Genomic DNA, 24,238 nt, shown 5'->3' with positions numbered 1-24,238 from the left:
GAGGGGAGCGGTCAGTTGGTCGAGACCAGCTTGGCGAGCTCCCGGTCGAAGTCGATCCACAGGTCCTCCTCGCCGGGCTGGACCACGTCGTAGGTCAGGTCCAGGAACTCGGCGATGTGCTCCGCGATGGCGGACAGGATGGCGAACCCGGTCGGCGCGTTCAGCTCCAGCAGGACGCGCTCCGGGTCGTCGCTCGCCGGGCGGACGAGGATGTCGCCCTCGCCGGACGGGGTGAGCAGGCCGTCGGCCAGCAGGTCGCGGGCGAAGATCCACTCCACCTTGCCCTGACCGGTGTGGAACAGGACGGCCACCGCGTACGGGTCCTCGGGCTCGTAGTGCAGCTCCGCCTCGACCGGCGCGGGGGCGGCCCCTGGAACCAGCAGGTGGAACGTCGTCGTCGTGGTGATGCTCTCGGCGCTCATGGTGTCTAGCCTTCCCGTCTTGGTCCGGTCTCATGTGAGGAGACGTCCGGGAAGGCCGATCGGGACGTGGTTCCGGCCAACACCACGCGATCGGGGGAGACGTGGGCCGCAGGTCCACCCGTTCTGCCCACGACCCGTCTCAACTGGTCGGTAACCATGCGTTACCGCAGGTCACTTGAGCGTAGCCGGCTCCCCGGAGGCAGCCGCCGCGACCGCTTCCCGGACCTCCGGGAGGGGCCTCGGGGCCCGGCGCGCGCGGGTCAGGGCGACCCCTGCGAGAACAACGGCCATGCCCACCACGACCCGCAGGTTCAGCGCCTCCCCGAGGAACACCGCGCCCAGCAGGACCGAGACCACCGGCAGCAGGTAGCCGACCACGGTGGCGTTCGTCGGGCCCTCGTCCTCGATCAGCCGGTAGTTCAGCAGGAACGCCAGGCCCGTGCCCAGCACGCCCAGCACGGCCACCGCCAGCAGCGGCTCCCAGGACAGGTGCGGCGTCTCCAGCCCGCCCGCGGGCAGCGCGAGCGCGGTCAGGCCGCTGCCCACCACCAGCTGCGCCGAGGACAGCTGCATCGAGGTGGCCCCGCGCCCGGACACCGTCCGCCCGATGTAGGTGTAGGCCACCGCGTACGAGGCCGCCGCCACCAGGCACGCCAGCGCGCCCCAGCTGGCCAGCCCGCCCCGCTCCCACGGCGCGAAGATCAGCAGCACCCCGGCGAAGCCCAGCGCCAGCCCGGCCAGCCGCGCCCGGCCGCCGCCCCGCTCGGTGCCCAGCGCCAGCCCCAGCAGCAGCGTCCACAGCGGCGTGGTGGCGTTGAGCACCCCGGCCACGCCCGAGTCCACGCTCTGCTCGCCGACCGCGAACAGCACGAACGGCACGGTGTTGTTGAACAGCGCCGCCACCGCCAGGTGCCCCCACAGCGCCTTCCCGCGCGGCAGCCGCTGCCCGCTCGCCAGGAGCACCGCCACCAGGGTGAGCGCGCCGAGCGCGGTCCGCGCCAGCGCGATCTGCACCGGGGACAGCCCGGTCAGCGCGACCTTGATCCACAGGAAGCTGGAGCCCCACACCAGGGCGAGCACGCCCATCCTGACCAGCGAGCCGGGGTTGTTCATGGGCCTAGACTGCGCCAAGGGAAGTCTTAGCACAATTTAATATTCATACACTTTCTTTAAGGAGAGTTGTACAGTCGGGCCATGTTGGACGTCCGCAGGATGCAGGTCCTCCGCGCCGTGGTCACCACCGGCTCCATCACCGCCGCCGCGACCAACCTCGGCTACACGCCCTCGGCGGTCAGCCAGCAGATCACCGCCCTGGAGCGGCAGGCCGGGCTCGCCCTGCTGGAGCGGGTCGGCCGGGGCGTGCGCCCCACCCACGCGGGCCGGGTCCTCACCGAGCACGCCGCCCGCATCGCCGACCGGATCACCGAGGCCGAGACCGCCATCGCCGACCTGCGCGAGGGCCGCGCGGGCAGGCTGCGCGTGCGCTACTTCTCCACGGCGGGCGCCGCCCTGCTCCCGCCCGCCGTCGCCGCCTTCCGCGCCGAGCACCCCGACGTGCGCCTCGAACTGCGCCTGGTCGACCCCGGCGACCCGATCGCCGAGGTCGCCGAGGGCCGGGCCGACGTGGCGCTGGCCGTCGTCACCCGGCTCGACCACGACCGCTACCCGGACGTCCACCTGGAGCCGCTGTTCGACGAGCCCTACGCGGCCGTGCTGCCCGCCGGGCACCCGCTGGCCGACCGGGAGGTGCTCGACCTCGCCGAGCTGGCGGGGGAGCGCTGGGTCGACTCGGTGCCCGAGCCGGGCGCCTGCAAGGACGCGGTGCTCGCGGCCTGCGCCGCCGCCGGGTTCACCCCGGACTTCGTGGTCGACGCCGCCGACTTCCCCACCGCGCAGGGCTTCGTCGCGGCCGGGCTGGGCGTGAGCGTCATCCCTGACCTGGGCCTCGGCGTGGTCAACCCCGGCGTCGTCGTCCGGCGGCTGCGCCACCCCGAGCCCACCCGGACGGTCTGCACAGCGGTGCGGCCCGGAGCCGTCGGCACGCCCGCCGTGGCGAGCCTGCTCGACGCCCTCCGGGCCGTCGTCGCTCCGAGCTAGTGGTCCGTGCCGGTGGTCCGTGCCGGCGGCGGGTCAGCTCTCGCTCTGCACGTACAGGTCCGTGCCCTGCCACTTGACCACGATGTTCTTGGTCTTGGTCTCCGTCGACCCGTCGGCCATGGTGTAGGTGACCTTGGCCGACCAGAAGTACGGCGACTGCTGGGTCACCGAGTCCACCGTCACGGACTTGACGTTGTTCCAGAACGCGTCGTAGGCGCTCCGGCCCTGGCCCTGCGCCGCGCCACCGGGCGCGAGCATGGACCACCCCGCGTCGGTGTCGGCCACGGAGGTGCCGTAGTAGGCCTCGATGAACTGCTTCTGGTCCGCTTCCGTGGGACCGTCGCCGCTGACCTTCGGGCGCTCGGGCACCTCGGCCTTGGGCTTGTCCGAACCCGCATCGCCGGACTTGGAGACGGTCACGGTCGGGGTCGGCGTGTTGGCGTTGTTGCCGCCGTCCTCGCTGGTGAAGAAGCTGGCCAGCAGGATGCCGAGCACCGCCGCGCCCACGATGGCCAGCGTGGTGATCATGGTGGAGCGGTTGTTGCCGCCGCTCCCCCCGCCCGACTGCTGCCGCGCGGCGCGGGGCCGGGCGGCCGGGGGTCTGCTCATCGCCGACGGCGGGAGCGAGTGGCCCGACGCGGGGCGCTGGTCGATCCGGGTCGCGTTCGGCTGCGACTGGTGGTGCTGCTGCTGTTGCGGCGGCTGCACGTGCTGCTGCGGCGCGTGCGGCAGCGGCGGGGGGCCGCCCTGGCCCTGGTTGTGCACCGGGGCGATCGCACGGGTCGAGATGCCCGTCGCGGGCACCGTCACCGGCGCGCCCTGCCACGACGGCGGGTGCGACCTCGGCATCTGCATCGGGAACTCGGGCGCGGTCCGCCCGGCGGCCACCGCCGCCAGCGCCTCGCGCGCCTCGGCCATCGTCGGCCGGTCCTCCGGCTCGGCGCGCAGCAGGCGCATCAGCAGCGCGGTCAGCGGACCGGCCTGCTTCGGCGGCGTCACCTTGCCCGACGCGACCTGGTGCAGCAGCGCGATGGTGTTCTCGTTCAGGCCGAACGGGGGCATCCCCTCGATCGCCGCGTACAGCGTCGAGCCCAGCGAGAACACGTCCGACGGCGAACCGGGGTCGTAGCCCTTGGCGACCTCGGGGGCCAGGTAGGCGGGGGTGCCCGCCAGCATCCCGGTCGCGGTCACCGTCACGTCGCCGGTCGCCCGCGAGATGCCGAAGTCGGTGATCTTCACGGTGCCGTCGTTGCCCAGCAGGATGTTGCCCGGCTTGATGTCGCGGTGCGTGATGCCCGCGTCGTGCGCGGCGGCCAGCGCCGAGGCCACCTGGGACCCGATCGCGGCAACCTCGCGAGGGGGCAGCGTGCCCCGCTCGGACAGCACGGTGGAGAGGCTGCTCGACGGCAGGTACTCCATCACCAGCCACGGTTGCCCGTCGTCCTCGGCCACGTCGTAGACCGCGATCGCGTGCGGGTGCTGCAAGCGCGCCGCGATCCGGCCCTCGCGCATCGCCCTGCGCTTCGCCTCGTCCGTGTCCGACTCGGCCAGGCCCGGTTGAAGCAGCAACTGCTTCACCGCGACGGTGCGGTGCAGGCGCCCGTCGTGGGCCTGCCACACCACGCCCATCGCCCCGCTGCCGATCCGCTGCCCGAGTCGGTAGCGGCCGGCGACCAGGCGGCCATCGTCGGTCACGGCTGCTCCCAGTGCTGCTATCGCTTCTTCAGTGACGACCGCATTCCGTCGTCACCATGACGTGAACAGTCCCTCACCCGATTGGGTAGTGCTCACCTTACGGGTTAAGGGTTCCTTTGTTGAGCGCCTGGGGTCCCGATCGTTCTACGGGGAGCCCTCCTGGCCCACCGGAGGGGGGTTCCCGGCGGAGGAGGCAGGCGGCGACGGCTGCGTCGTCGTCGGCGGCTGCGAGGTCGTCGTCGGCGGCGCGGACGACTGCTGCGGCGGCTGCGAGGTCGTCGTCGGCGGCTGCGAGGTCGTCGTCTGCTCCCGCGTCGGCGGCGCTTCCTCCTCCTGGGTGACCGTCCGCGTCGTCGTCGACGTGGTGGTGGTCGTGGAGGTGGTCGTCGGCGGCGTCTCGGAGGACGAGGACGCGGGCGGCGACTGCGGCACGGTGTCGTCGAAGACGTCCAGCGCCACCAGGAGCGTGCCCAGCAGCAGGATGACGCCCAGCACGACCGCGGTGATCGCGAGCGGCCGGTTGCTGCCCGGCTTCGGGTCCGGGTGCAGCCCGGTGGGCTGGACCCCGGTCGTGCGCGAGCCCGCCGGGCGGTTGCCCGTGCCGGTGCGCGGACCGCCGGGGCGCACCACGCGGGTCCGGTCGGGGCCGACCACCGTGGTGGCGTCGGCCACCGGCGCGATCGTGGTGGCCGTCGCGGGCCGCATCCCGCCCAGGTTCGGCGAGCGCCCGCGCGAGACCGCGTTGAGCATGTCCCGGACCTGGCTCATGGTCGGGCGGTCGGCCGGGTCGTAGTTGAGCATGTGCAGCAGCACGTCGGTCAGCGGGTGGTCGACCGTCGGCGGGTTGATCCGCCCCGCCGCCACCGCGTGCAGCACGCCCAGGGTGTTCTCGCTCAGCCCGAACGGCGGCTCGCCCTCGGACGCCGCGAACAGCGTCGAGCCGAGGGAGAACACGTCGGACGCGGGCGACGGGTCCTGGCCGCGCGCGATCTCCGGGGCCAGGTAGGCGGGCGTGCCCGCGATCAGGCCGGTCTTGGTCACCGTGACGTCGTCGCTGGCCCGCGAGATGCCGAAGTCGGTGATCTTGACCAGGCCGTTCTCGGCCAGCAGCACGTTGCCCGGCTTCACGTCGCGGTGCACGATGCCCGCCGCGTGCGCGGCCGACAGCGCCGCCGCGGCCTGGGTGCCGATGTGGGCCACCTCGACCGGGTCCAGCACGCCGTGCTCGGACATCGTGTCGGCCATGCTGTAGGAGGGCAGGTACTCCATGACCAGGCACGGAGCGCCGTCCTCCTCCACCACGTCGTAGACCGCGATGGCGTTGGGGTGGTGCAGCTTCGCCGCGATCCGGCCCTCGCGCATGGCGCGCTGGATGGCCTCGTCCTGCTCGCGCGCGTCCAGGCTCGGCTGGAGCAGCAGCTGCTTGACGGCCACGACCCGGCCGAGGCGCTCGTCGTGCGCGCGCCACACGACGCCCATGGCGCCGCTGCCGATCCGGTCGAGGATGCGGTAGCGATCGGCGATGACCCGTCCGTCCTCGCTCACCGGGTCACCTCGCTGAAGCGCTGCGCGACCGAGGCAACGGCTGCTCTCACGCTCGGGACTCCTCGTCGTGCGGATCGGTGCGCGGGGTTCGGCATGGGCCACCGCACGCCCGCAGAGCCTACCCCGGACGGGGTGCGCGCTTCGGGCCCGTGGCGCTCGCAGGCGAGTCGCGTGCCGATCAGGGGCCCGCGCCGGACGCCCCATTCCCGGAGCACCTTATCGGGTGAAGATCCGGGGCGGGAGGGCCGTCGTGCCGGGCCCTGCCGGGCCGTCAGGGGGCCGGGGCGAAGAAGTCGAAGCCGCCGACGGGCTCCAGCACCTTGCCGAGGTCGATGCCGAGGTCGACGCCGCTGGTGGGCGCGGGGGTCGCGCTGCCGGACGCCGGGGGCGGGGCGGTCGCGGACGACGGCGGGGTCGTGGTCCCGCTGGTGGGCGGCGGCGCGGGCGTGGACGTGGACGGCTGGGTGGAGGGCTGCGAGGGCTGCGAGGGCGAGGTGACCGGGGTGGTCGGCGCGCTCGTCTGCTGCTGGGGGTTGGTCGTGGGGGTGGTCGGCTGCTGCTGGTTGCCGCCGCCCGAGCGCTGCTGGGTCTGCTGCTGGCGCTGGGTCTGCTGCTGCTGCTGCTGCTGGCGCGGCTGCTCCTGCGCGGTGCTCTGCCGGGTCGTCTCGGTGGTCGCCGGCGCCTCGGTCTCGGTCTCCTCGACCTGGTCCTGGCTGTCGCGGGACGCGCCGACCAGGTCCGCGGTGAGGCTGCCGGGGCTGCGCGCGGCCTGGCGGTCGTCGAACCGCACCTCGGCCAGCGGGCGCTCGTCCGGGGCCGACATCCACTGCGAGGCGCTGAACGCGACCGCGCCGGTCAGCACGACGCCGCCGCTGGCCATCGCGACCAGCTTGGGCACCGAGACGCCGCGACCGGTGGCGCTGTCGTCGGCGGGGCGGCCCTCGCGGCGCAGCAGCTCGGTGATGTGCAGCTCGCGGCCGGACAGGTTGAGCCTGGACCTGGCCTTCTGGGGCAGCCGGGCGGTCTGCTCGGCGCGGGGCGCGACGGGCGCGGAGACCGGCGTGAAGCGCACGGTCTCGGCCTCGCTGCGAGCGATCAGCTCGGCGACCGAGAGGCGGTCGTCCGAGTAGTCACGTCGACGGCGATTGTCCTCGTTCGACACCGCGAGCCACCCTTTCCCGGAGGGGTGCGACACACCCTTGCCGGGAACATGGATACCGAATCGTGACCCTTTATGTAACCCCTTTGGCGGATTTTTCCCTGGCAATCACATCGACAGGTGACGGTGCGTCCAACTGATCCACCTTCCCGTCACTCAGCGTCAAGGTTGGTGCGGGGCGCTCCGGGGCGGCCTGATCAACTCCGCTGGGCCGAGATCACCTCGGCCCCGACGATCCTCGGCGCGGAGACCCCGGTCAGCCGGAACAGCTGCTCCACGCGCAGCAGCCCGCCGTCCCGCTCCCGCATCGACACCACCGCCAGCACCGTCCCGTCCGGCCGGTTCGCCACCGACTCCACCGCGATCGCGGTGATCAGCGACCAGGACTCCACGAAGTCCGCGGGGCTCGCGCCCACCAGGTCCGGCGACAGCAGCGCCGACGCCGAGGCGGGCCTGGTCGGCAGCAGCTCGAAGAACCGCCGCACCACCTCCACCTGGGGCCTCGGCCCGACCACGACCTCCGGCGTCGCGGGCTGCGGCACCGGCAGCGGGCCGTCGACCACCAGGCCCGAGTCCACCACCGCCGTCCCGCCCAGCTCCGCGCTCAGCAGGTCCGGCCGCAGCGCGGACGCCCCGCTCATGGCGGGCAGGATCTCGACACCGAGGTGCTGGACGACCGCCCCGCGCTGCTCGGCGAGCACCGCCGCCGCCACCACGGACGTGACCAGCACCAGCGCCCCGGTGATCCAGCCGACCACCCGCGCCGCCCGGCGCACCCGGTGCGGCTCCGGCCGGAGCGCGGACCCGTCGCCGAGCGGGCCGGCGCCGAGGTCACCGCCGAACAGGTCGCCGGAGCTCCGCCCGCCGCAGGGCCGCCCCTCGCCGATCAGCTCGACGGAGATGGCGGGAGCCCGGCCCGAGGCGGGCCCCGACCGGCTCGGCTGCTTCCCGATCAGCTCGGCCACGCTGACCGAGCCCGTGCGGGCGTGCCTGCGACCGGTCGCGGTGGCGGTGGCGCGTTCCACGGGCGGCTCCTGACTACCTGGGTGGCCGCCAGAAGTACCGTGCAAGAGCAGCGGAAAGCCAGAGCGCGACCCGCTAGTTCACCCCTTCGTGGCGTTCAGCGCCGTGCGGACCACCCCGGACGGCGCAGACCGGACAGGGCCGCGCAGACTCGCGGTGCGCCCGCCGACGGGCCGCCCCGACGCCGCTCAGCGCGCGCGGACCGGCCGCTCACCGCTGATCAGCGGCTCGCCCACCACGGTGAACAGCAGCTCCCGGTGCTCGGTCGACGTCGTGCCGTCCCGGTTCGTCACCAGCAGCGTGCTGGTGCTCAGCCCGCGCACCGCGTCCACGCTGATCCCGGTCACCTGGACGTGCGAGGCCTCGCCGAACCGCTCGGCGACCAGCGCGCCGACCACGCCCCGCACGGTCTCGGACACCAGCTCCAGCGCGGCCTCCGCGCTCTGCGCCACCTGCCGGTAGAACTCCTCGGTGCGCGAGGCGATCGCCAGCACGTCCTCGTGCGCGGCGCTCCCGCCCGCCACGGTCGTCACCGGGGCCCACACCTGCGGCGGGGGAGCCGGGACCGCGCTCGCCCGGCCCGCCTGCGGCGCGGTGACCCGCTGCTCGCCGGTCCACCCGCCCTCGCCGGGGCCCGCGCCCCGACCCGCGTGGGCCTTGCCCGCCCCGCCCGTCGCGGGCGCGTCCCGCGGGGCCTGGCCCGCCCGGTCCGGCGCGGCGTCGGCCAGCGCCTCGACCCCCGGCTCGGGCGCGGCCTCCGGCGGCGGTGCCGTCGTGGTCAGCACCGGCAGCCTCGGGGCCGTCGGGGGGTAGGAGGGCAGCGCGAGCGGCTCGTCCGGCCTCGGCGGCCCGACCAGCTCCACCGCGGCCACGGCCAGCCCCACCAGCACGCTCGCCGACGAGATCACCGTGAACCACGCGGCGCGCCGCCACGTCTTGGGCGGTGTCACCGAAGCGGGCACCATCCCGATGTTGAACTTGCTCAGCCCGACCGCGTCGCTGTCGTGCAGCGGGTCGCGCGGCGGGGGCGCGTCGACGGGCAGCTGACCGCCCATCGAGGCCCACTCGGCCGCGTCGTCCGGAAGCCGGTGCCTGCCCTGCCGCTGCTCGTCCGCCCTGGAGTTCATGGTGGATAGCCCCTCCCGCCTGGCACAGGCTAGGCGGGAGGTCACCGGACGGCGGCGCGCATCATCCCTGCGTGGCGCAGCAGCACCCCTTCAGGTGATGTGTCAGCTGCCGCTGTTCAGCCGCTTCCTGGCGCCCTGCAGCGAGTTCGTCGCGGCCAGGCCCGCGCCACCGGCGATGACCGCGCCGATGACGTCGGCGGCCACGCTCGAGCCGCCGTTGATGATCAGGCCGACCGCCGCGGCGGCCACGGTCACACCAGCGACGCTCCAGCGCCCGCGCACGTAGTTGGCGATCGGCGCTCCCGAGGCGCCCTTGTTCTTGGCGGCGGAGTTCAGCGCGGCGAGGTACCCGCCGTGCGCGAGGGTGGCGAGCAGTCCGAGGATGGCGATGAGACCGGTGATCAGGCCGATGACGTCCATGCGACCAGTGTGCACGTCGATTTTCCCGGTGGACCATCCGTGATCGCCCTGATATCTCCGGTGCGTGGAGATGTTCTGGCACGACGCCTGCCTGGAGCACGACGCGGGCTCCGGCCTGTGGGAGCTGCCCGGCGAGTGGGACTGGCTCGACGAGCCCGAGCCGCACCCGGAGAGCGCCGCCCGGCTGCGCACCTTCCGGCACGCGCTGCGGCACGGCCCCGTCGCGGGCCACCTGACCTGGTCGACCGGCCGCGCGGCCACCGGGGAGGAGCTCGCGCGCGTCCACGAGCCCGGCTACCTGGCCGCGCTCGAAGCCGCCTGCGCCGGGCCCTGGCGGGTCGCGCTGGAGGTGAACACGCTGGTCGGGCCGGGTTCCTGGGAGGCCGTGCTGGCGGCGGCGGGCACCGCGCTCGCCGCGCACGACGCGGTCGCCTCCGGCCGCACCCGGCTGGCCTACGCGCTCGTCCGCCCGCCCGGCCACCACGCCCAGCCGGGGCTCGCCGACGGCTACTGCCTGGTCAACAACGCCGCGCTGGTCGCCGAGACCGCGCGCCGGGCCGGACGGCGGGTCGCGGTGCTCGACTGGGACGTGCACCACGGCAACGGCACCCAGGAGGTGTTCGCGGGCACCGAGGACGTGCTGACCGCGTCGATCCACATGCGGCACGGCCCGTGGGGCGCGAACCACCGGCAGACCGGCGCGCCCGACGAGCCCGCGCTCGCCAACGTCAACGTCGAGCTGTCCCTGGGCGCGGGCGACCACGCGTACGCGCGCGCGATGGACGAGGTGGTGCTCCCGGCGGTCCGCGAGTTCGGCGCGGACTTCCTGGTGTGCGCCTCCGGCTTCGACGGCTCCGCGTTCGACCCCAACGGCAGGCACAACCTCACCGCCGCGGGCTACCGGGCGATCGGCGCGCGGGTGGCCGCCGAGGGGCTGCCGACCGTGCTCACCCAGGAGGGCGGCTACCTGCGCGGGTACGCCGCGCTGTGCCTGCACGCGCTGGTGGAGGGCCTGCTCGGGCTCGACCTGCTGGAGGACCCGCTGGCCTACGTGCCCGACGACACCCAGCTGGTGGACGCCGACCTCGCCCTGGTCAGGGCCGCGCTGGCGGACCGCTGGGAGTTCGCGCGCTGAGGAGCCGGAGCCGGTCCGGCCCCGGCCGGGCAGCCGCCGGTCCCGCCACACCCGCTCAGGCCGGGGGAGGCGGGACCGGGCGGGCCACCACTCGTCCGAGGCTCGAACTTCACCCGTCCGGGGGAAGCGCGCGGAGCCGGTTCAGCGCCCCAGCGCGCCCCGGCCCAGCCGCAGCAGGATCATCGCCAGGTCGCGCCCCTCCGGCCCCAGCTCCCGGTAGCGGTTGATGACGTCGATCTCCCGGTTGTGCACGATCTTGGTCCCGCCCGCGGCCATCCGCGCCGCGCCGATCACCTTGGACACCTCGACCCGGCGCTTGACCAGGCGCAGCAGCTCGGCGTCCAGGTGGTCGATCTCCTGCCGCAGCGCGTCGACGTCCTGCACGGCGGCGCCCTGCTCCGCGCCCTGCTCCGCGGTGTCGGTGCTGTTCATCTCAAGACCTCTCGACTCGGGGTTCGCCGCCTCGGCGTCCTGGCCCCGGAACGACGAAGCCCCGGAGTCCAAGAGGACTCCGGGGCTTCGTGGTGGATTGAGCGCGCTAGCGGTCCACGGGAGCCGGAGTCCGGGTCCCGTAGTAAAAGGAGAATGCAGCCGCGAGCACAACGCCATCATGCCACAGCGGCGCGGGACCGGGGTGTGACGTAGGCAGGCGGTACCGTGGGTCCACGATGAGCGCCTTGTTCGACTTGCCCTCAAGTCCCCCCCCTTCCGGTACCGCGTCGCTGCTCGACGGGCTCAACCCGGCGCAGCGCAGGGCGGTGGAGCACGCGGGTTCCCCACTCCTCGTCGTCGCGGGCGCGGGGTCCGGGAAGACGCGCGTGCTCACCCGCCGCATCGCCCACCTGCTCGCCGAGCGCGGCGCGCACCCCGGCGAGATCATGGCCATCACCTTCACCAACAAGGCCGCCGCCGAGATGAAGGAGCGCGTCGCCGACCTCGTCGGCCCGCGCGCCCGCTCGATGTGGGTGTCGACCTTCCACTCGATGTGCGTGCGCCTGGTGCGCCGGGAGCACAAGGCCCTCGGCATCTCGTCCAGCTTCTCGATCTACGACTCGGACGACACCCGCCGCCTCATCACCCTGGTCGCCCGCGACCTGGACCTCGACCCCAAGCGCTACCCGGCGCGCACGCTGGCCATCCACATCTCGAACCTGAAGAACGAGCTGGTCGGCCCCGCGCACGCCGCCGAGGTGGCGGGCAACGACCTGGAGCGCCGGGTCGCCGAGGTGTACGGCGCGTACCAGCGCAGGCTGGTCGAGTCGAACTCGATGGACTTCGACGACCTGATCATGCGCACGGTCGAGCTGCTGCAGAACAACCCGGCCGTGGCCGAGCACTACCACCGCCGGTTCCGGCACGTGCTGGTCGACGAGTACCAGGACACCAACCACGCCCAGTACACGCTGGTGCGCGAGCTGGTCGGCACCGGCTCGGACGGCGTGCCGCCCGCCGAGCTGTGCGTGGTCGGCGACGCCGACCAGTCCATCTACGCCTTCCGGGGCGCCACGATCCGCAACATCGTGGAGTTCGAGCGCGACTACCCGCAGGCCACCACGGTCCTGCTGGAGCAGAACTACCGCTCGACCCAGACCATCCTGACCGCCGCGAACGCGGTCATCTCGCGCAACCCGGACCGGCGCGACAAGCGGCTGTGGAGCGACCTCGGCGACGGCGAGAAGATCGTCGGCTACGTCGCGGACAACGAGCACGACGAGGCCGCGTTCGTGGCCCGCGAGATCGACCGGCTGGTCGACGGCGGCGACGCGAACAACGGCGAGATCGCCGTGTTCTACCGGACCAACAACCAGTCGCGCGTGTTCGAGGAGATCTTCATCCGCCTCGGCCTGCCCTACAAGGTCGTCGGCGGCGTCCGGTTCTACGAGCGGCGCGAGGTCCGCGACGCCCTGGCCTACCTGCGCGTGCTGTCCAACCCGGACGACACGGTGTCGCTGCGCCGGGTGCTGAACGTGCCCAAGCGCGGCATCGGCGACCGCGCCGAGGCGTGCGTGGCCACCTACGCCGAGCGGGAGCGGGTCAGCTTCGCCACCGCGCTGCGCGCCGCCGTCGCGGGGAAGGTGCCGCTGCTCAACCCGCGCTCCCAGCGGGCCATCAGCGGGTTCGTCGAGCTGCTGGACGAGCTGCGGGCCGGGGTCGAGCGCGGCGACGACGTGGCGTCCGTGCTGGAGGAGGTGCTGGACCGCACCGCCTACCGGGCCGAGCTGGAGGCCAGCGACGACCCGCAGGACCACACCCGCGTGGAGAACCTGAACGAGCTGGTGACCGTGGCCCGCGAGTTCGGCGAGCTGAGCGCCGTGGAGCCCGATGGCGAGCCGGTGGAGGAGCCCGACCCCGGCCAGCCGGTCGCCGGGTCGCTGGACGCCTTCCTGGAGCGGGTGTCGCTGGTCGCCGACGCCGACCAGGTGCCGGACGCCGAGAGCGACGGCGTGGTCACCCTGATGACGCTGCACACCGCGAAGGGCCTGGAGTACCCGGTCGTGTTCTGCACCGGCTGGGAGGACGGGGTCTTCCCGCACACCCGCGCGCTGGGCGACCCGGCCGAGCTGTCCGAGGAGCGCAGGCTCGCGTACGTGGGCATCACGCGCGCCCAGCAGCGGCTGTACCTGTCGCGGGCGCTGGTGCGCTCGGCCTGGGGCCAGCCCGCCGCCAACCCGGCGTCGCGCTTCCTGGACGAGATCCCGGCCGACCTGCTGGAGTGGAAGCGCGCCGAGCCGCGCCGGTCCGGTCCGGCCGCGCAGACCACCTGGAGCGGCAGCAGGGGCGGCGCGACGAGCACCTTCGGCGCCCGGTCCGGGACGGCCAAGGGGATGCAGAGCGGGCCCTCGCTGAAGCTGGAGGTCGGCGACCGGGTCACGCACGACAAGTACGGGCTGGGCAGCGTGGTGTCCGTGGACGGCGTGGGCGGGCCGCGCGCGACGGCCACCATCGACTTCGGCGGCGTCTCGGGCAAGGTCCGGCTGATGCTGATCGGCAGCGTGCCGATGACCAAGCTCTGAGCTGCGGCTCCCACGGGACCCGGTCGCCTCGGCGGCCGGGTCTCCGCTTTTTTCGGGGTTGTTCCGGGCGCGCGCGCAACCGCGGTCGGGCACGGGCGTCTTCCTAGGTGTCACGAGCGGGACGACCGGTGCGGCCGAGGGGGTGCGCGTCGATCGACGGGGGCCGCTGGTGATGCCGGTGGATTCGCGGGGGAGCGGATCACCGAGCGTCGGGGGACGTGCACGGGGGCAGTCGGGGAACGGCCGGGTCGCGCTTGCGACCCGGCCGTCGTGCTTTCCGGCGCAGGTCAGAGGTGGTGCACCTGTTCCGCACCCGTCCTGCCACCTCGCGCGGCCCGGAATTGTCAGACCCCTCTGCTTAGCTGAGCGCACTGGTTCGGGCGGTGCGCGTGAGGGGAGCGCGCGTCGTCAGGTCACCCGTTCGGCGGAGGAAGCCCGTTCGCGGCCCGTGAGGGTCGCGCAGCGGGGTGAGAGCGCCGTCCTGGACGCCAAGGGGCCGGACGGGGGTTCGGGGGGCTCCTGGACGGTCTGAGGCGGCGGGCGCGTCGTGCGGGCGATCGGTGGGGTCACCGAGGGCAACCGGGTGGCGCCTCCGCGCGTCGATCTTGGTGGAGCAGCACGCGAGCGAAGGAGTTCTCAGTGGAGCAGCGCGCAGCCGGGCAGTCCCACGTCGCCCAGGCCCAGCTGACCCAGTCCTCGACGGCCCAGTCCCAGGCGGTTCTGGGCGGTCGTCAGGAGCAGGCGCACGCGGAGCACGGCCAGGACCTGGACGCGCTCGCCCTGCCGCCGCTGGTGCCGGTGCAGCGAGGCGCGCGCGAGGGCGCGCCGGGCGCGGGGCTGCGGGTGCTCAGGGGCGACGGCGCGGTCCTGCACCACAGCGGTCGCCCCGCGGCCTGGCCCGTGCTCGGGTGCTCGGCGCTGGTCGGGATGGTGCCCGAGCGGGTCGAGCGGGCCTCGCGGCCCGCCGGTCGGCCCTCGGTCAGACCACGATTCCGCGCGCGTTGAGCCAGGTCTGCGGGTTCAGCTTGAGCCCGCCGTCCGACTCCCAGACCTCGAAGTGCAGGTGGGTGCCGGTGGAGACGCCGCGGTTGCCCATGCGCGCGATCTGCTCGCCCGCCTTGACCCGCTGGCCCTTGGACACGCTGTAGCTGTCGACGTGGCCGTAGACGGTGACCTCGCCGGTGTCGTGCAGCACGCGCACCCACAGGCCGAAGCCGCTCGCGGTGCCCGCCTCCAGGATCGTGCCGTCGGCGGCGGACAGGATCGGGGTGCCCGTGGGGCCCGCGATGTCGATGCCGTAGTGCACGGTGCCCCAGCGACCGCCGTACCCGGAGGTGAAGGTGCCCTGGGCGGGGGAGACGAACTTGGGGCGCAGGCGCTCGGCCTCGGCGGCCTCGCGCTGCTCGACGATCTGCTGGCTCTTGGCGAGCTTCTGCGCCTCGGAGGCGGCGTCGACCGTCTTCGCGACCGGGATGATCTGCGGCGCGGCCGGGGCCTCGTCGCCGCCGACGCCGAACGCGGCGGCGCCGTCGGGCGCCGAGGCAGCCAGCGGCATGACCTCGTCGGAGGCGGACTGCGAGGGGCCACCCAGCGCCTGCACGGTCTGCGCGGCGCCTGCGGCGGCGAACGCGCCGACCGCGACGGCGGCGACCACGACGCGGCCACGCAGTGAGGACGGCGGCGGCGGCAGCCGGTGCGTGCTCACCTCACGGGTGGATGCGCGGTCGACGGCTTCGTCGATGACTGCGCTGTCAGTACTGCCGCCGGGGGAGCGGTGTCGAGACAAGACCAGGCCTTCCGTCTTCGGGGAGTCGGGTCGAGGACTCCGGGCGGGGGATCCCGGTGAGCCGGTCGGGGAACCGACTCCTTGTCCTGGTCGTGACCAGACTGTGACAACGGACCGGGGGACAGTAACGGGGCCGGAGCCTCGAGGGCAATCCCCCGACCCCCTGTCTACCGAATTGCGGCCGAGCGGAGGACAGGAATACAGATCTGTGACGGCCCGTGACTGGAGAGTGAGCAAACCTGGCGCTTGCAGGCACTATGGGGCGACCCTTTATGTCCCCTTTTTGGGTGAAAAGACCTACCGACACGTGAATCACCCTCATGTCAATGGTCAAAAGTTGGTGACCCGAATCACGTATCCCCGGCGCTGCGGGGTGCAGCAGAGCCCGCTCCGGCCTCACTTCGTCCTTCGGAGTGATCTGCGCAACCCTTTGTGACCGCTTGATTGCGGAAAGTGGCGAGGGTTGCGGTGAGGGTCCCGTGACCTCGCACGATTCCGAATCACGTGGGGGCGCGACCGACCCCTATGTCCCTTCGGCAGGCCTCGGGAAGGCGTTCCTACCCTTCGGTAACCGCCTGTGACCGATCTCGGAACCATCACGCGCGTTATGTGACCGCCCGATCGCGAGGCGTCCACCACGATTCCCGCCCGGCGCTCTTGGGCAGGGGAGTCCGCGGGCGCGGGGCACACAGGTGTGGGAGTCCGCGGGCACGGGAGCTCTCGGGCGCAGCCGCTGCTGGGCCGCAGCGCTCTCGGGCGCAGCTGTTGTCGGCCCTGGTGCTCTCAAGCGCAACCGCTGCCAGGCCCCAGCGCTCTGGGGCGCAACTGTTGTTGGCGCCGGTGCTCCGAGGCGCAACTGCTGTGCCCTGGCGCTCTATCGGCGCGGGCCCCGCGTGTGCCAGTCCTCGTGCGCTGGCCCCGTGCACCAGCCCTCGCGGGCGCGGCGCGATGCGCGCAGGCCAGCTGAACGCACGCGCGCGTCACGCGCAGGCGCGCGCGCGAGGGGATCGGGAGGCGGTGGCGTCCGATGGCGCTCCGGGCGTCCACGGCCGGGGCCTGGTCAAGGCCGGCCGCGACGCGCGCTGGGCCTCGGGCCCGGCGCGCCACCCGGAGTCGTCCCGTGACGCCGCTCGACCGGTCCGGCGCCCCCGAAGCGCCCTCGCCGATCAGCTCCGCCCGTCCCAACCCCGTTCCGCCGGTCGACCCCATCCCCGAATGCGGCACAACCGACACGAATCGGGTTCCCGGAGGATCGAGCACCAAACGACCTGGTCCCGGACTTTTGCCCAATCCCCTGGTCGGGTGAAGGTCAACTCGCCCCGCGCTCGCCCCCGAGCTGCTGGAGAGCCCCTGTTTCAGGTCTCTCACCAGGGGGAACGGTCAGCGTGCAGCGCCAAACCGCAGTGATCGTCCCCGGTTGCCCGCCATGCTTGTTCCCGACTGTCCGCCGTGCTCGCCCCAGCTCCCCGGCGTGCTCGTCCCCGGCTCTCCGACTTGCTTGTCCCGGCTCCCCGCCGTGCTCGTCCCGACTGCCCACCGTGCTCGTCCCCGACTGCCCGGCGTGCTCGTCCCCGGCTCTCCGGCGTGCTCGTCCCCGGCTCTCCGGCGTGCTCGTCCCCGGCTCTCCGGCGTGCTCGTCCCCGGTTCCCGTCCCGCGCCGAGCGCGGCCTTCCCCCGTCGTCCCCGCCCCCGCGTCCCCGATCCCCGCTGCCCCGTGCAAGGCGACCCCTACGCCCCGCACCCGGCACAACCGCGCCCCCGCCGGGTTGATTCCCGATTCCCGCGTCACTTCCGTGCCGATTCCCAGCCGGTTCCCGCGTCACTTCCCGCGACCCTCCGCGCGGCCCCCGTCACGCACCGCGCCTTTGCTAGCGTCGGGCCGGTGATCGGAACCGCTGAGCAGGCGCCCCCTGCCGCGATCAGGCTCCGCGCGGCGCTCGGCCTGGGTGGTGCAGGCGCCCTCCTGGTGGCCGCGGGCCCCCTCCTGGGCGTGGCGGACGCGGCCCCCGCGTGGAACTCCGCCCCGCTGCTGGCGGCGCTGGCCCTGCTCGTGGTGCTCCCCGCCGGGGTGCTGCTGGCCCGCCGCCGCCTGGAGGCAGCAGCCGCCGCGCTCGTGCCGCCCGCCGCGTTCGCGTTCGCGGGCCTGCTCTCCGACCTCCGGATCGCCACCGACCCCGGCCGGGTCGTGCGCCCCGAGCTGTACGTCACGGGCATCGCCGAGCCGGTCCCCGGCACCGGCCTGTGGGTCCTGCTGGCCGGGCGGGCGCTGCTGGTCGTGGCGGGCCTGCTCGCGCTGCCCGCGCTGCGCGACGAGCTCCCCGAGCGCCCCCGGTACGCCCTCTCCGGCCTCGCGGGCGCGCTCGCCGCCGCCGGGCTGTTCGCCGCCCCGTTCGCCTCGCGGGACATCTTCATCAAGCCCAGGGGCGTCGCGGACTCGGAGGGCCTCGAACTGGCGGGCGGCCTGCTGCGCTGCGCCGCCGCCCTGCTGCTCTGCCTCCTCGCGGGCGCGCTCGGCGCGGAGCTGCGCCGCGTCGTCCTGCTCTCGACCGCCCTGACCTTCGTCGCCGCCGCCGTCCCGTGGGTGGTCGCCCCGTACGCCACCGACTCGCTCGGGCTCGGGCTCGGACCGGTGCAGGTGCTGGTCGGCGCGGTCGTCGCCCTCGGCGCGGCCATCTCGACCAAGGCCCCCGGCGACGACGCGATCACCCTGCCCGGCCTGCGCAAGCTGCACCTGGCCACCGCCGCGTTCGGCGCGCTCGCGGGCGTCACCGCCCTCGCGGGCGCGCTCCTGCCGCAGCTGGCGCTGCCGCCCGCGCTCACCGCGCCCGACGACTACTCCGCGCGCCTGCTGTGGCCCGCCGGCCTGCTCGTGCTCGTGCTGGCCGCCGCCCTCCGCCTCACGCCCCGCGCGCGCCCGGCGCTGGCCGCCGCGCTGGCCACCGTGCCGCTGGCAGGCCTCGGCGCGCTCGACTCCGCCCACGCCGCCACCCAGGTCACCTCGGGCAGCGCGCTGGCGGTCTCCCTCGGCCGGATCGAGCCGGGGACGGGCGCGTGGCTGACCGCCGTCTCGCTGGTCCTCGCGGCGGTCGCCGCCGTCCTCGCCGTGCTCGCGGGCGCCGCCGAGCGCGACGAGACCGAGGAGGAGCCCCCGGCCGAGACCTCGTTGCCGCTGGTCGGGGCCCTGGTGACCACCGGCCTGCTGGCTGTCGGCGCGTTCGCGCTCCCGGTGATCAAAGCCCCCGAGCTCACCCCCATCCCGCTGCTGGACCTGCGGTTGGGCTCGTGGGGCCTGCTGCTCGCGCTGGCCACCGTCCTCATCGCGCTCGCGGTGGCCGCGAAGGCCCGCGCCCTCGCGGGCGCCGCCCTGCTGGGCGGCGTCGCGCTCGTGCTGCTCACCCGCGTCCTGGAGTACCCGCTCACCTCCGCCCGCGCCGAGGAGGCCGCGCCCGCGCCCGGCTTGTGGCTGGCAGCGGCGGCGACCGCCGCCGCGCTCGCCGCGGCGGTCGCGAGCACCGCTCGCAACCGCTGAACCGGTCCGGTGATCTACTTCACCGCCGCTATGACCGACTTCACTTGCAGCGGATGCGGTCCGGTCCGCACTGGTCGATAGTGTCTTCCGCAGCCGCGTCGAGCCGGTCCCCACGGCTATGCCGGCGTTCCAGGTGATGCCTGGACGTGAGGGCACCAGGCTCACGCCTGGAGCGCCGGACACACCGGGACCGCACCGGGACGCGGTGTCCGACACCGACGTCGCAGGAGACCCGAGTGGACCTGTACGAGTACCAGGCGAAGGACCTCTTCGCCGCCCACGGAGTCCCGGTGCTGCCGGGCGAAGTGGCGAGCACCCCCGCCGAGGCCAAGGCCATCGCCGAGCAGCTCGGCACCACCGTCGTCGTCAAGGCCCAGGTCAAGACGGGCGGCCGGGGCAAGGCGGGCGGCGTCAAGCTGGCCACGACCCCGGCCGAGACCGAGGAGAAGGCCACCGGCATCCTCGGGCTGGACATCAAGGGCCACACCGTGCACCGCGTGCTGGTGACCCCCGCGTCCGACATCGCCGAGGAGTACTACTTCTCGTTCCTGCTGGACCGCGCGAACCGCACCTTCCTCGCCATGGCCTCCGTCGAGGGCGGCATGGAGATCGAGGAGGTCGCGGTCAAGAACCCCGAGGCCCTCGCCAAGATCGCGATCGACGCGGTCGAGGGCGTGGACCGGGCGAAGGCCGACGAGATCGTCGCCGCCGCCAAGTTCCCGGCGGAGGTGGCCGACCAGGTCGCCGACACCATCGTCAAGCTGTGGGAGACCTTCGTCGCGGAGGACGCCACGCTCGTCGAGGTCAACCCGCTGGTCCGCGACCCCGAGGGCAAGATCGTCGCCCTCGACGGCAAGGTCACGCTGGACGACAACGCCTCCTTCCGCCACCCGGCGCACGCCGAGCTGGTCGACAAGCAGGCCGAGGACCCGCTCGAGGCCAAGGCCAAGGAGAAGGACCTCAACTACGTCAAGCTCGACGGCCAGGTCGGCATCATCGGCAACGGCGCCGGGCTGGTCATGTCCACGCTCGACGTCGTCGCCTACGCCGGTGAGAAGCACAAGGGCGTCAAGCCCGCGAACTTCCTCGACATCGGCGGCGGCGCGTCCGCCGAGGTCATGGCCAACGGCCTGGAGATCATCCTGGGCGACGCGGACGTGCGCAGCGTGTTCGTGAACGTCTTCGGCGGCATCACCTCGTGCGACGCCGTCGCCAACGGCATCGTCAAGGCCCTGGAGATCCTGGGCGACGAGGCCACCAAGCCGCTGGTCGTCCGCCTCGACGGCAACAACGTCGAAGAGGGCCGCCGCATCCTGGCCGAGGCGAACCACCCGCTCGTGACCGTGGTGGACACTATGGACAACGCGGCCGACAAGGCCGCCGAGCTCGCGGCTGCGGGGGTCTGACGACGATGGCGATCTTCATCACCAAGGACAGCAAGGTCATCGTCCAGGGCATGACCGGCGCCGAGGGGACCAAGCACACCAAGCGGATGCTGGCCTCCGGCACCACCATCGTCGGCGGCGTGAACCCGCGCAAGGCGGGCGAGAAGGTCGACTTCGACGGCACCGTCCTGCCGGTCTTCGGCAGCGTCGCGGACGCCATGGAGGCCACCGGCGCCGACGTCACCGTCATCTTCGTGCCCCCGGCCTTCGCCAAGGCCGCGGTCATCGAGGCGATCGACGCGGGCATCGGCCTGGCCGTCGTCATCACCGAGGGCATCCCGGTGCACGACACCGCCGTGTTCTGGGCGCACGCCGTGGCCACCGGCAACAAGACCCGGATCATCGGCCCGAACTGCCCCGGCCTGATCAGCCCCGGACAGTCGAACGCGGGCATCATCCCGGCCAACATCTCCGGCGCGGGCAAGATCGGTCTGGTGTCGAAGTCCGGCACCCTGACCTACCAGATGATGTACGAGCTGCGGGACTTCGGCTTCTCCACCGCCATCGGCATCGGCGGCGACCCGATCATCGGCACCACCCACATCGACGCGCTGGAGGCCTTCGAGGCCGACCCGGAGACCGCGGCGATCGTGATGATCGGCGAGATCGGCGGCGACGCCGAGGAGCGGGCCGCGGCCTACATCAAGGACAACGTGACCAAGCCGGTCGTCGGCTACGTCGCGGGCTTCACCGCGCCCGAGGGCAAGACCATGGGCCACGCGGGCGCGATCGTCTCCGGCTCGGCGGGCACCGCCCAGGCCAAGAAGGAGGCGCTGGAGGCCGCGGGCGTCAAGGTCGGCAAGACGCCGAGCGAGACCGCCGCGCTCATGCGCGAGATCATGTCCACCATCGGCTGATAGCCCGATAGGACGAGCGACGAGGGTCACCCCTAACTTGGGGGTGACCCTCGTCGCTTTTCGGGCACCCTGGAATAGCGCAACCAGGGGAACCGCCGTGCGGCGGTCGCCGTCGGAGAGTGCGCATCGGCTAGCGTGCATCCCGCCGCTAGCTCCCGCTCGGTCGACGAGGAGACCTCAACCATGTCCGTGCCGTACGGCGCCCCGCAGCAGCAGCCGTCACCGGCGCAGCCTGCGTCGGGGCCCAACCTGAAGCTGATCCTCCCGCTGGCCGCTGTCGGCCTGGCGGTCGTCGCGTACCTGCTCGCGTTCGCCGACGGCGTGTACTCGGGCACCGACTACCTGCTGATCGCGGGCGCGCTCGCCGCGCTGCCGCTGCTGATCCCCACCTTCAAGTCGCTGCCGGTGGCGGCGGTCCTGTCGGTGGTCGCCGCGCTGCAGGCCCTGCAGGTCACGGTGAAGGCGCCGCTCGGCAGCTCCGTCATGCAGATCATCGTGCTGATCCTCGCGCTGCTCCAGGCCGCCGCGATCGTCTTCGCGCTGCTGCTGGAGCTCGGCGTGGTCAAGATGGAGCCGAAGCCCGCCTCCCCGTACGGCCAGGGCCAGCCCGGCGGCTGGAACCCGCAGTCCGGGGCGTTCCCGCAGCAGCCCGGCCAGCCGGGTCAGCCCGCGCAGCCCGGCCAGCCGCAGGCCCAGCCCGGTCAGCCCGCGCAGCAGTACGGCGCGCCGCCCTCCGGGTCGTTCCCGCAGCAGAGCCCCGCTCCGCAGCAGCAGCCGAACGCCCCGCAGCCGACGTCCTACCTGTCGCAGCCGGGCCAGTTCGGCCAGCCGGGCCAGCAGCCCGGACAGCCGCCCGCGGGCGGCTACGGCCAGCCCCAGGGCTGAGCTGAGGGAAGACCACGGGAGGGGTGGCGCCGGGAAACCGGCGCCACCCCTCCCGCCGTTCCGGCGCGCCGCCGCGAGGAGCCGGGCGCCGGGCTGACACAGTGGAGCGATGGCGGTGCTGCAATCCACCTCGCACGGCGTGGCCGACTCGGTCCGCCCACCGGAGTTCTCCCGCGCCGAGCACGCGCGCGTGCTCACCATGACCGCCGCGGGCTCGGTGGTCCTCGGCTACGCGGCCGTGGCCGCGCTCCTCGCCCTCGTCTCCTCGACGGCCGCGCACGCCTCCTTCTCCACGACGGGCGTCCTCGCGGCTGCCGCGCCCGGCTGGCTGGCCGCGCACCACGTGCCGCTGCGCATCGGCGGCGGCGACCTGGGCGTGCTGCCGCTGCTGCCGACCGCGCTGGTGATGCTGCTGGTGTACCGGGCGGCGGCCAGCGCGGCCGACCGGCTCGGCCTCTTCGAGCCCCTCCAGGCCCGCTCGGTGGTGCTCAGCATCGCGGGCGCGCACGCGGCCACCGGCGGGCTCATCGCGTTCCTGATGGGCGACACCGGGCCGGTCCAGGCGACGCCCGCCGTGGCGTTCTTCGGCTCGGCGGCGGTGTCCGCGATCGCGGCCGTCGCGGGCGTCGCGGAGCGGTGCGGGCTGGTCGAGGTGCTGTTCGAGCGGGTGGACCCGGTGGTGCGGCGGGGGCTGTGGGGCGGCGCGCTGGCGCTGTTCGCGCTCACCGCCGCCGGGTCGCTGCTGCTGGCGGCCGGGCTGGCGCTGGAGTGGCCGCTCACCAGCGGCCTGTTCGACGAGCTGGGCGGCACGGTCGGCAGCGGGCTGGGCATCTGGCTGCTGTGCGTCGGGTACCTGCCGAACGCGGTCGTCGCGACCGTCGCGTACCTGGTGGGCGCCGGGTTCTCGTTCGGCTCGGTGCTGGTGACGCCGCTGGAGTTCGTCGGCGGGCCGGTGCCCGCCGTCCCGCTGCTGGCGGCCATGCCCGACCGGCACAGCACGTTCCTGTCGGCGGTGCTGGTGCTCCCGGCGGTGATCGGCGTGGTCGTGGGGCTGTACCTGCGCAACGCGGCGGAGACGCCGGTGCTGCGGATCAGGGCCGCCCTGGTGGCCGCGCTGACGGCCGGGGTGGGGATGCTCGTGCTCGCCGCCGTCGCGGGCGGTGACCTTGGCGGCGGGTCGTTCAGCCCGGTCACCGTGCCCGCCGGGCTGGCCGCGCTGCTCGTGCTCGGGTGGGTCGGGGTGCCCGGCGCGCTGATCGCCTGGTTGACCGGTCCTCGGCCGCCGAGGGTGAAGAAGGAGAAGGTCAAGCGGGGCGTGGGCGGCGAGGTCGCCGCCGCGACCGCCGCGGGCGCCGCCGGGGTCGCGGTCGCGGCGGGCGAGGACGACGGCGAGGACGGCGACGAGGTCGACGAGGACGGGCTGGACGACGAGTACGACGAGGCCGGGTACGAGGACGAGTACGACGAGGACGCCGAGTACCTGGACGAGGAGCTGGCCGACGACGAGCTGCTGGACGACGAGCTGTCCGAGGACGAGCTCGCCGACGAGGAGCTGTCGGAGGAGGAGCTGGCGGCCGAGCTGGCGGAGGACGAGCGCGCCGAGGAGCTGGCCGAGCGGGAATTGGACGACGAGTACCCGGACGACGACTCGGACGCGGATCCGGACGACGAGCTCGCCGACGACTACGACGACGAGCTGGACGAGCTGGAGGACGACTCCGACGACGACGGCGCGGTGACCGATGAGCTGTCCGAGGACGAGCTGTCCGAGGACGAGCTCGCCGAGGCCGAGCGGACGGCCGACGACCTGGCGGGCGCCGACCTCGCCGACGAGGTCCCCGAGGCGCCCGCGGGTTCCACCCGGTACGAGGAGGTGGACGAGTCCGAGTTCAGCCACCTGGCGGAGTTCCGCGAGCTGGCCGAGCTGGACGAGGACCTCCCCGACGACCCGGCCGGACCCGGCCCCGCGCACCGCCGCTGACCCGCCGGGCGCGGGCCGCACCGGCTCGCGCCCGGCCCCCTGCACATCCCCTGACCAGGGTCTCAACCGCCCCTGGCGGACGTCGCCGCGCGGCCAGCGCCTAGGCTTGCCGCCGAGC

The 24,238-nt window shown here is 73.7% G+C and carries 19 protein-coding genes; 9 read left to right on the top strand and 10 right to left on the bottom strand.

What is annotated here, in order from left to right; translation table 11 throughout:
* Positions 1 to 11 precede the first annotated feature (11 nt).
* Positions 12 to 422 carry an SsgA family sporulation/cell division regulator gene (locus AMIR_RS32325; RefSeq protein WP_015805207.1) on the bottom strand — a complete coding sequence of 137 codons (411 nt, stop codon included), beginning with the start codon at positions 420 to 422 and terminating at the stop codon, positions 12 to 14.
* 171 nt (positions 423 to 593) lie between these two features.
* On the bottom strand, positions 594 to 1,535 hold the full coding sequence (locus AMIR_RS32320; RefSeq protein WP_015805206.1) for a DMT family transporter: 942 nt from the start codon (positions 1,533 to 1,535) through the stop codon (positions 594 to 596).
* 81 nt (positions 1,536 to 1,616) lie between these two features.
* Between AMIR_RS32320 and AMIR_RS32315 the strand changes: the two genes are divergently transcribed.
* A complete protein-coding gene (locus AMIR_RS32315) occupies positions 1,617 to 2,519 on the top strand; it encodes a LysR family transcriptional regulator (protein ID WP_015805205.1) in 903 nt (300 codons plus the stop codon).
* A 33-nt stretch (positions 2,520 to 2,552) separates the two neighbouring features.
* On the opposite strand, the gene AMIR_RS32310 is transcribed toward AMIR_RS32315, so the two are convergent.
* From AMIR_RS32310 to AMIR_RS32285, 6 genes are all read right to left on the bottom strand, one after another.
* Positions 2,553 to 4,214, bottom strand: a complete 1,662-nt coding sequence (locus AMIR_RS32310; RefSeq protein ID WP_015805204.1) for a serine/threonine-protein kinase — start codon at positions 4,212 to 4,214, stop codon at positions 2,553 to 2,555.
* 144 nt (positions 4,215 to 4,358) lie between these two features.
* Positions 4,359 to 5,759: a serine/threonine-protein kinase gene (locus AMIR_RS32305; protein WP_015805203.1), complete on the bottom strand. Its 1,401-nt coding sequence runs from the start codon at positions 5,757 to 5,759 to the stop codon at positions 4,359 to 4,361.
* Positions 5,760 to 6,030: 271 nt separating this feature from the next.
* A complete protein-coding gene (locus AMIR_RS32300) occupies positions 6,031 to 6,921 on the bottom strand; it encodes a hypothetical protein (RefSeq protein WP_041837177.1) in 891 nt (296 codons plus the stop codon).
* A gap of 194 nt (positions 6,922 to 7,115) precedes the next feature.
* Complete coding sequence (locus AMIR_RS32295) at positions 7,116 to 7,943, bottom strand: hypothetical protein (RefSeq protein ID WP_015805201.1); 828 nt, start codon at positions 7,941 to 7,943, stop codon at positions 7,116 to 7,118.
* A gap of 186 nt (positions 7,944 to 8,129) precedes the next feature.
* Positions 8,130 to 9,068 (bottom strand): hypothetical protein, encoded by a 939-nt coding sequence (locus AMIR_RS39795; protein WP_015805200.1) that lies wholly within the window; start codon positions 9,066 to 9,068, stop codon positions 8,130 to 8,132.
* Between the two features lie 102 nt (positions 9,069 to 9,170).
* Positions 9,171 to 9,488 carry a hypothetical protein gene (locus AMIR_RS32285; RefSeq protein WP_015805199.1) on the bottom strand — a complete coding sequence of 106 codons (318 nt, stop codon included), beginning with the start codon at positions 9,486 to 9,488 and terminating at the stop codon, positions 9,171 to 9,173.
* Between the two features lie 70 nt (positions 9,489 to 9,558).
* Between AMIR_RS32285 and AMIR_RS32280 the strand changes: the two genes are divergently transcribed.
* Positions 9,559 to 10,623: an arginase family protein gene (locus AMIR_RS32280; RefSeq protein WP_015805198.1), complete on the top strand. Its 1,065-nt coding sequence runs from the start codon at positions 9,559 to 9,561 to the stop codon at positions 10,621 to 10,623.
* A 141-nt stretch (positions 10,624 to 10,764) separates the two neighbouring features.
* Here AMIR_RS32280 and AMIR_RS32275 read toward each other — a convergent pair whose 3' ends face one another.
* The gene (locus AMIR_RS32275; protein WP_015805197.1) at positions 10,765 to 11,055 is read right to left on the bottom strand and encodes a chorismate mutase; all 291 of its coding nucleotides are present in this window, start codon (positions 11,053 to 11,055) and stop codon (positions 10,765 to 10,767) included.
* 236 nt (positions 11,056 to 11,291) lie between these two features.
* On the opposite strand from AMIR_RS32275, the gene pcrA reads away from it, so the two are divergent.
* Positions 11,292 to 13,637, top strand: coding sequence for a DNA helicase PcrA (gene pcrA / locus AMIR_RS32270; RefSeq protein WP_015805196.1), 2,346 nt, complete (start codon positions 11,292 to 11,294; stop codon positions 13,635 to 13,637).
* Between the two features lie 639 nt (positions 13,638 to 14,276).
* Positions 14,277 to 14,642 carry a hypothetical protein gene (locus AMIR_RS40795; protein ID WP_015805195.1) on the top strand — a complete coding sequence of 122 codons (366 nt, stop codon included), beginning with the start codon at positions 14,277 to 14,279 and terminating at the stop codon, positions 14,640 to 14,642.
* On the opposite strand, the gene AMIR_RS32260 is transcribed toward AMIR_RS40795, so the two are convergent.
* Positions 14,617 to 15,342: a M23 family metallopeptidase gene (locus AMIR_RS32260; RefSeq protein WP_049797019.1), complete on the bottom strand. Its 726-nt coding sequence runs from the start codon at positions 15,340 to 15,342 to the stop codon at positions 14,617 to 14,619. The two genes, AMIR_RS40795 and AMIR_RS32260, sit on opposite strands and share 26 nt — an antisense overlap.
* 1,963 nt (positions 15,343 to 17,305) lie before the next feature.
* Between AMIR_RS32260 and AMIR_RS32255 the strand changes: the two genes are divergently transcribed.
* From AMIR_RS32255 to AMIR_RS32235, 5 genes are all read left to right on the top strand, one after another.
* Positions 17,306 to 18,952, top strand: a complete 1,647-nt coding sequence (locus AMIR_RS32255) for a hypothetical protein (RefSeq protein ID WP_143760988.1) — start codon at positions 17,306 to 17,308, stop codon at positions 18,950 to 18,952.
* Between the two features lie 236 nt (positions 18,953 to 19,188).
* On the top strand, positions 19,189 to 20,358 hold the full coding sequence (gene sucC, locus AMIR_RS32250) for an ADP-forming succinate--CoA ligase subunit beta (protein WP_015805191.1): 1,170 nt from the start codon (positions 19,189 to 19,191) through the stop codon (positions 20,356 to 20,358).
* A 5-nt stretch (positions 20,359 to 20,363) separates the two neighbouring features.
* Complete coding sequence (gene sucD, locus AMIR_RS32245; RefSeq protein ID WP_015805190.1) at positions 20,364 to 21,254, top strand: succinate--CoA ligase subunit alpha; 891 nt, start codon at positions 20,364 to 20,366, stop codon at positions 21,252 to 21,254.
* 183 nt (positions 21,255 to 21,437) lie between these two features.
* Positions 21,438 to 22,139, top strand: a complete 702-nt coding sequence (locus tag AMIR_RS32240; RefSeq protein ID WP_015805189.1) for a DUF5336 domain-containing protein — start codon at positions 21,438 to 21,440, stop codon at positions 22,137 to 22,139.
* Between the two features lie 109 nt (positions 22,140 to 22,248).
* Positions 22,249 to 24,120 carry a cell division protein PerM gene (locus AMIR_RS32235; protein WP_041837176.1) on the top strand — a complete coding sequence of 624 codons (1,872 nt, stop codon included), beginning with the start codon at positions 22,249 to 22,251 and terminating at the stop codon, positions 24,118 to 24,120.
* Positions 24,121 to 24,238 lie beyond the last annotated feature (118 nt).

The sequence above is a fragment of the Actinosynnema mirum DSM 43827 genome, assembly GCF_000023245.1.
Taxonomy (GTDB): Bacteria; Actinomycetota; Actinomycetes; order Mycobacteriales; family Pseudonocardiaceae; genus Actinosynnema; species Actinosynnema mirum.
This window is presented reverse-complemented; position numbering and strand designations above follow the sequence as displayed.

Excerpts from the sequence above, each read along its gene's own strand:
- AMIR_RS32235 (WP_041837176.1), top strand. The coding sequence starts at position 22,249 with ATGGCGGTGCTGCAATCCACCTCGCACGGCGTGGCCGACTCGGTCCGC.
- AMIR_RS32325 (WP_015805207.1), bottom strand. The coding sequence starts at position 422 with ATGAGCGCCGAGAGCATCACCACGACGACGACGTTCCACCTGCTGGTT.
- AMIR_RS32320 (WP_015805206.1), bottom strand. The coding sequence starts at position 1,535 with ATGAACAACCCCGGCTCGCTGGTCAGGATGGGCGTGCTCGCCCTGGTG.
- AMIR_RS32275 (WP_015805197.1), bottom strand. The coding sequence starts at position 11,055 with ATGAACAGCACCGACACCGCGGAGCAGGGCGCGGAGCAGGGCGCCGCC.
- sucD (WP_015805190.1), top strand. The coding sequence starts at position 20,364 with ATGGCGATCTTCATCACCAAGGACAGCAAGGTCATCGTCCAGGGCATG.
- AMIR_RS32315 (WP_015805205.1), top strand. The coding sequence starts at position 1,617 with ATGTTGGACGTCCGCAGGATGCAGGTCCTCCGCGCCGTGGTCACCACC.
- AMIR_RS32280 (WP_015805198.1), top strand. The coding sequence starts at position 9,559 with ATGTTCTGGCACGACGCCTGCCTGGAGCACGACGCGGGCTCCGGCCTG.
- AMIR_RS39795 (WP_015805200.1), bottom strand. The coding sequence starts at position 9,068 with ATGAACTCCAGGGCGGACGAGCAGCGGCAGGGCAGGCACCGGCTTCCG.
- AMIR_RS32285 (WP_015805199.1), bottom strand. The coding sequence starts at position 9,488 with ATGGACGTCATCGGCCTGATCACCGGTCTCATCGCCATCCTCGGACTG.
- AMIR_RS32240 (WP_015805189.1), top strand. The coding sequence starts at position 21,438 with ATGTCCGTGCCGTACGGCGCCCCGCAGCAGCAGCCGTCACCGGCGCAG.
- pcrA (WP_015805196.1), top strand. The coding sequence starts at position 11,292 with ATGAGCGCCTTGTTCGACTTGCCCTCAAGTCCCCCCCCTTCCGGTACC.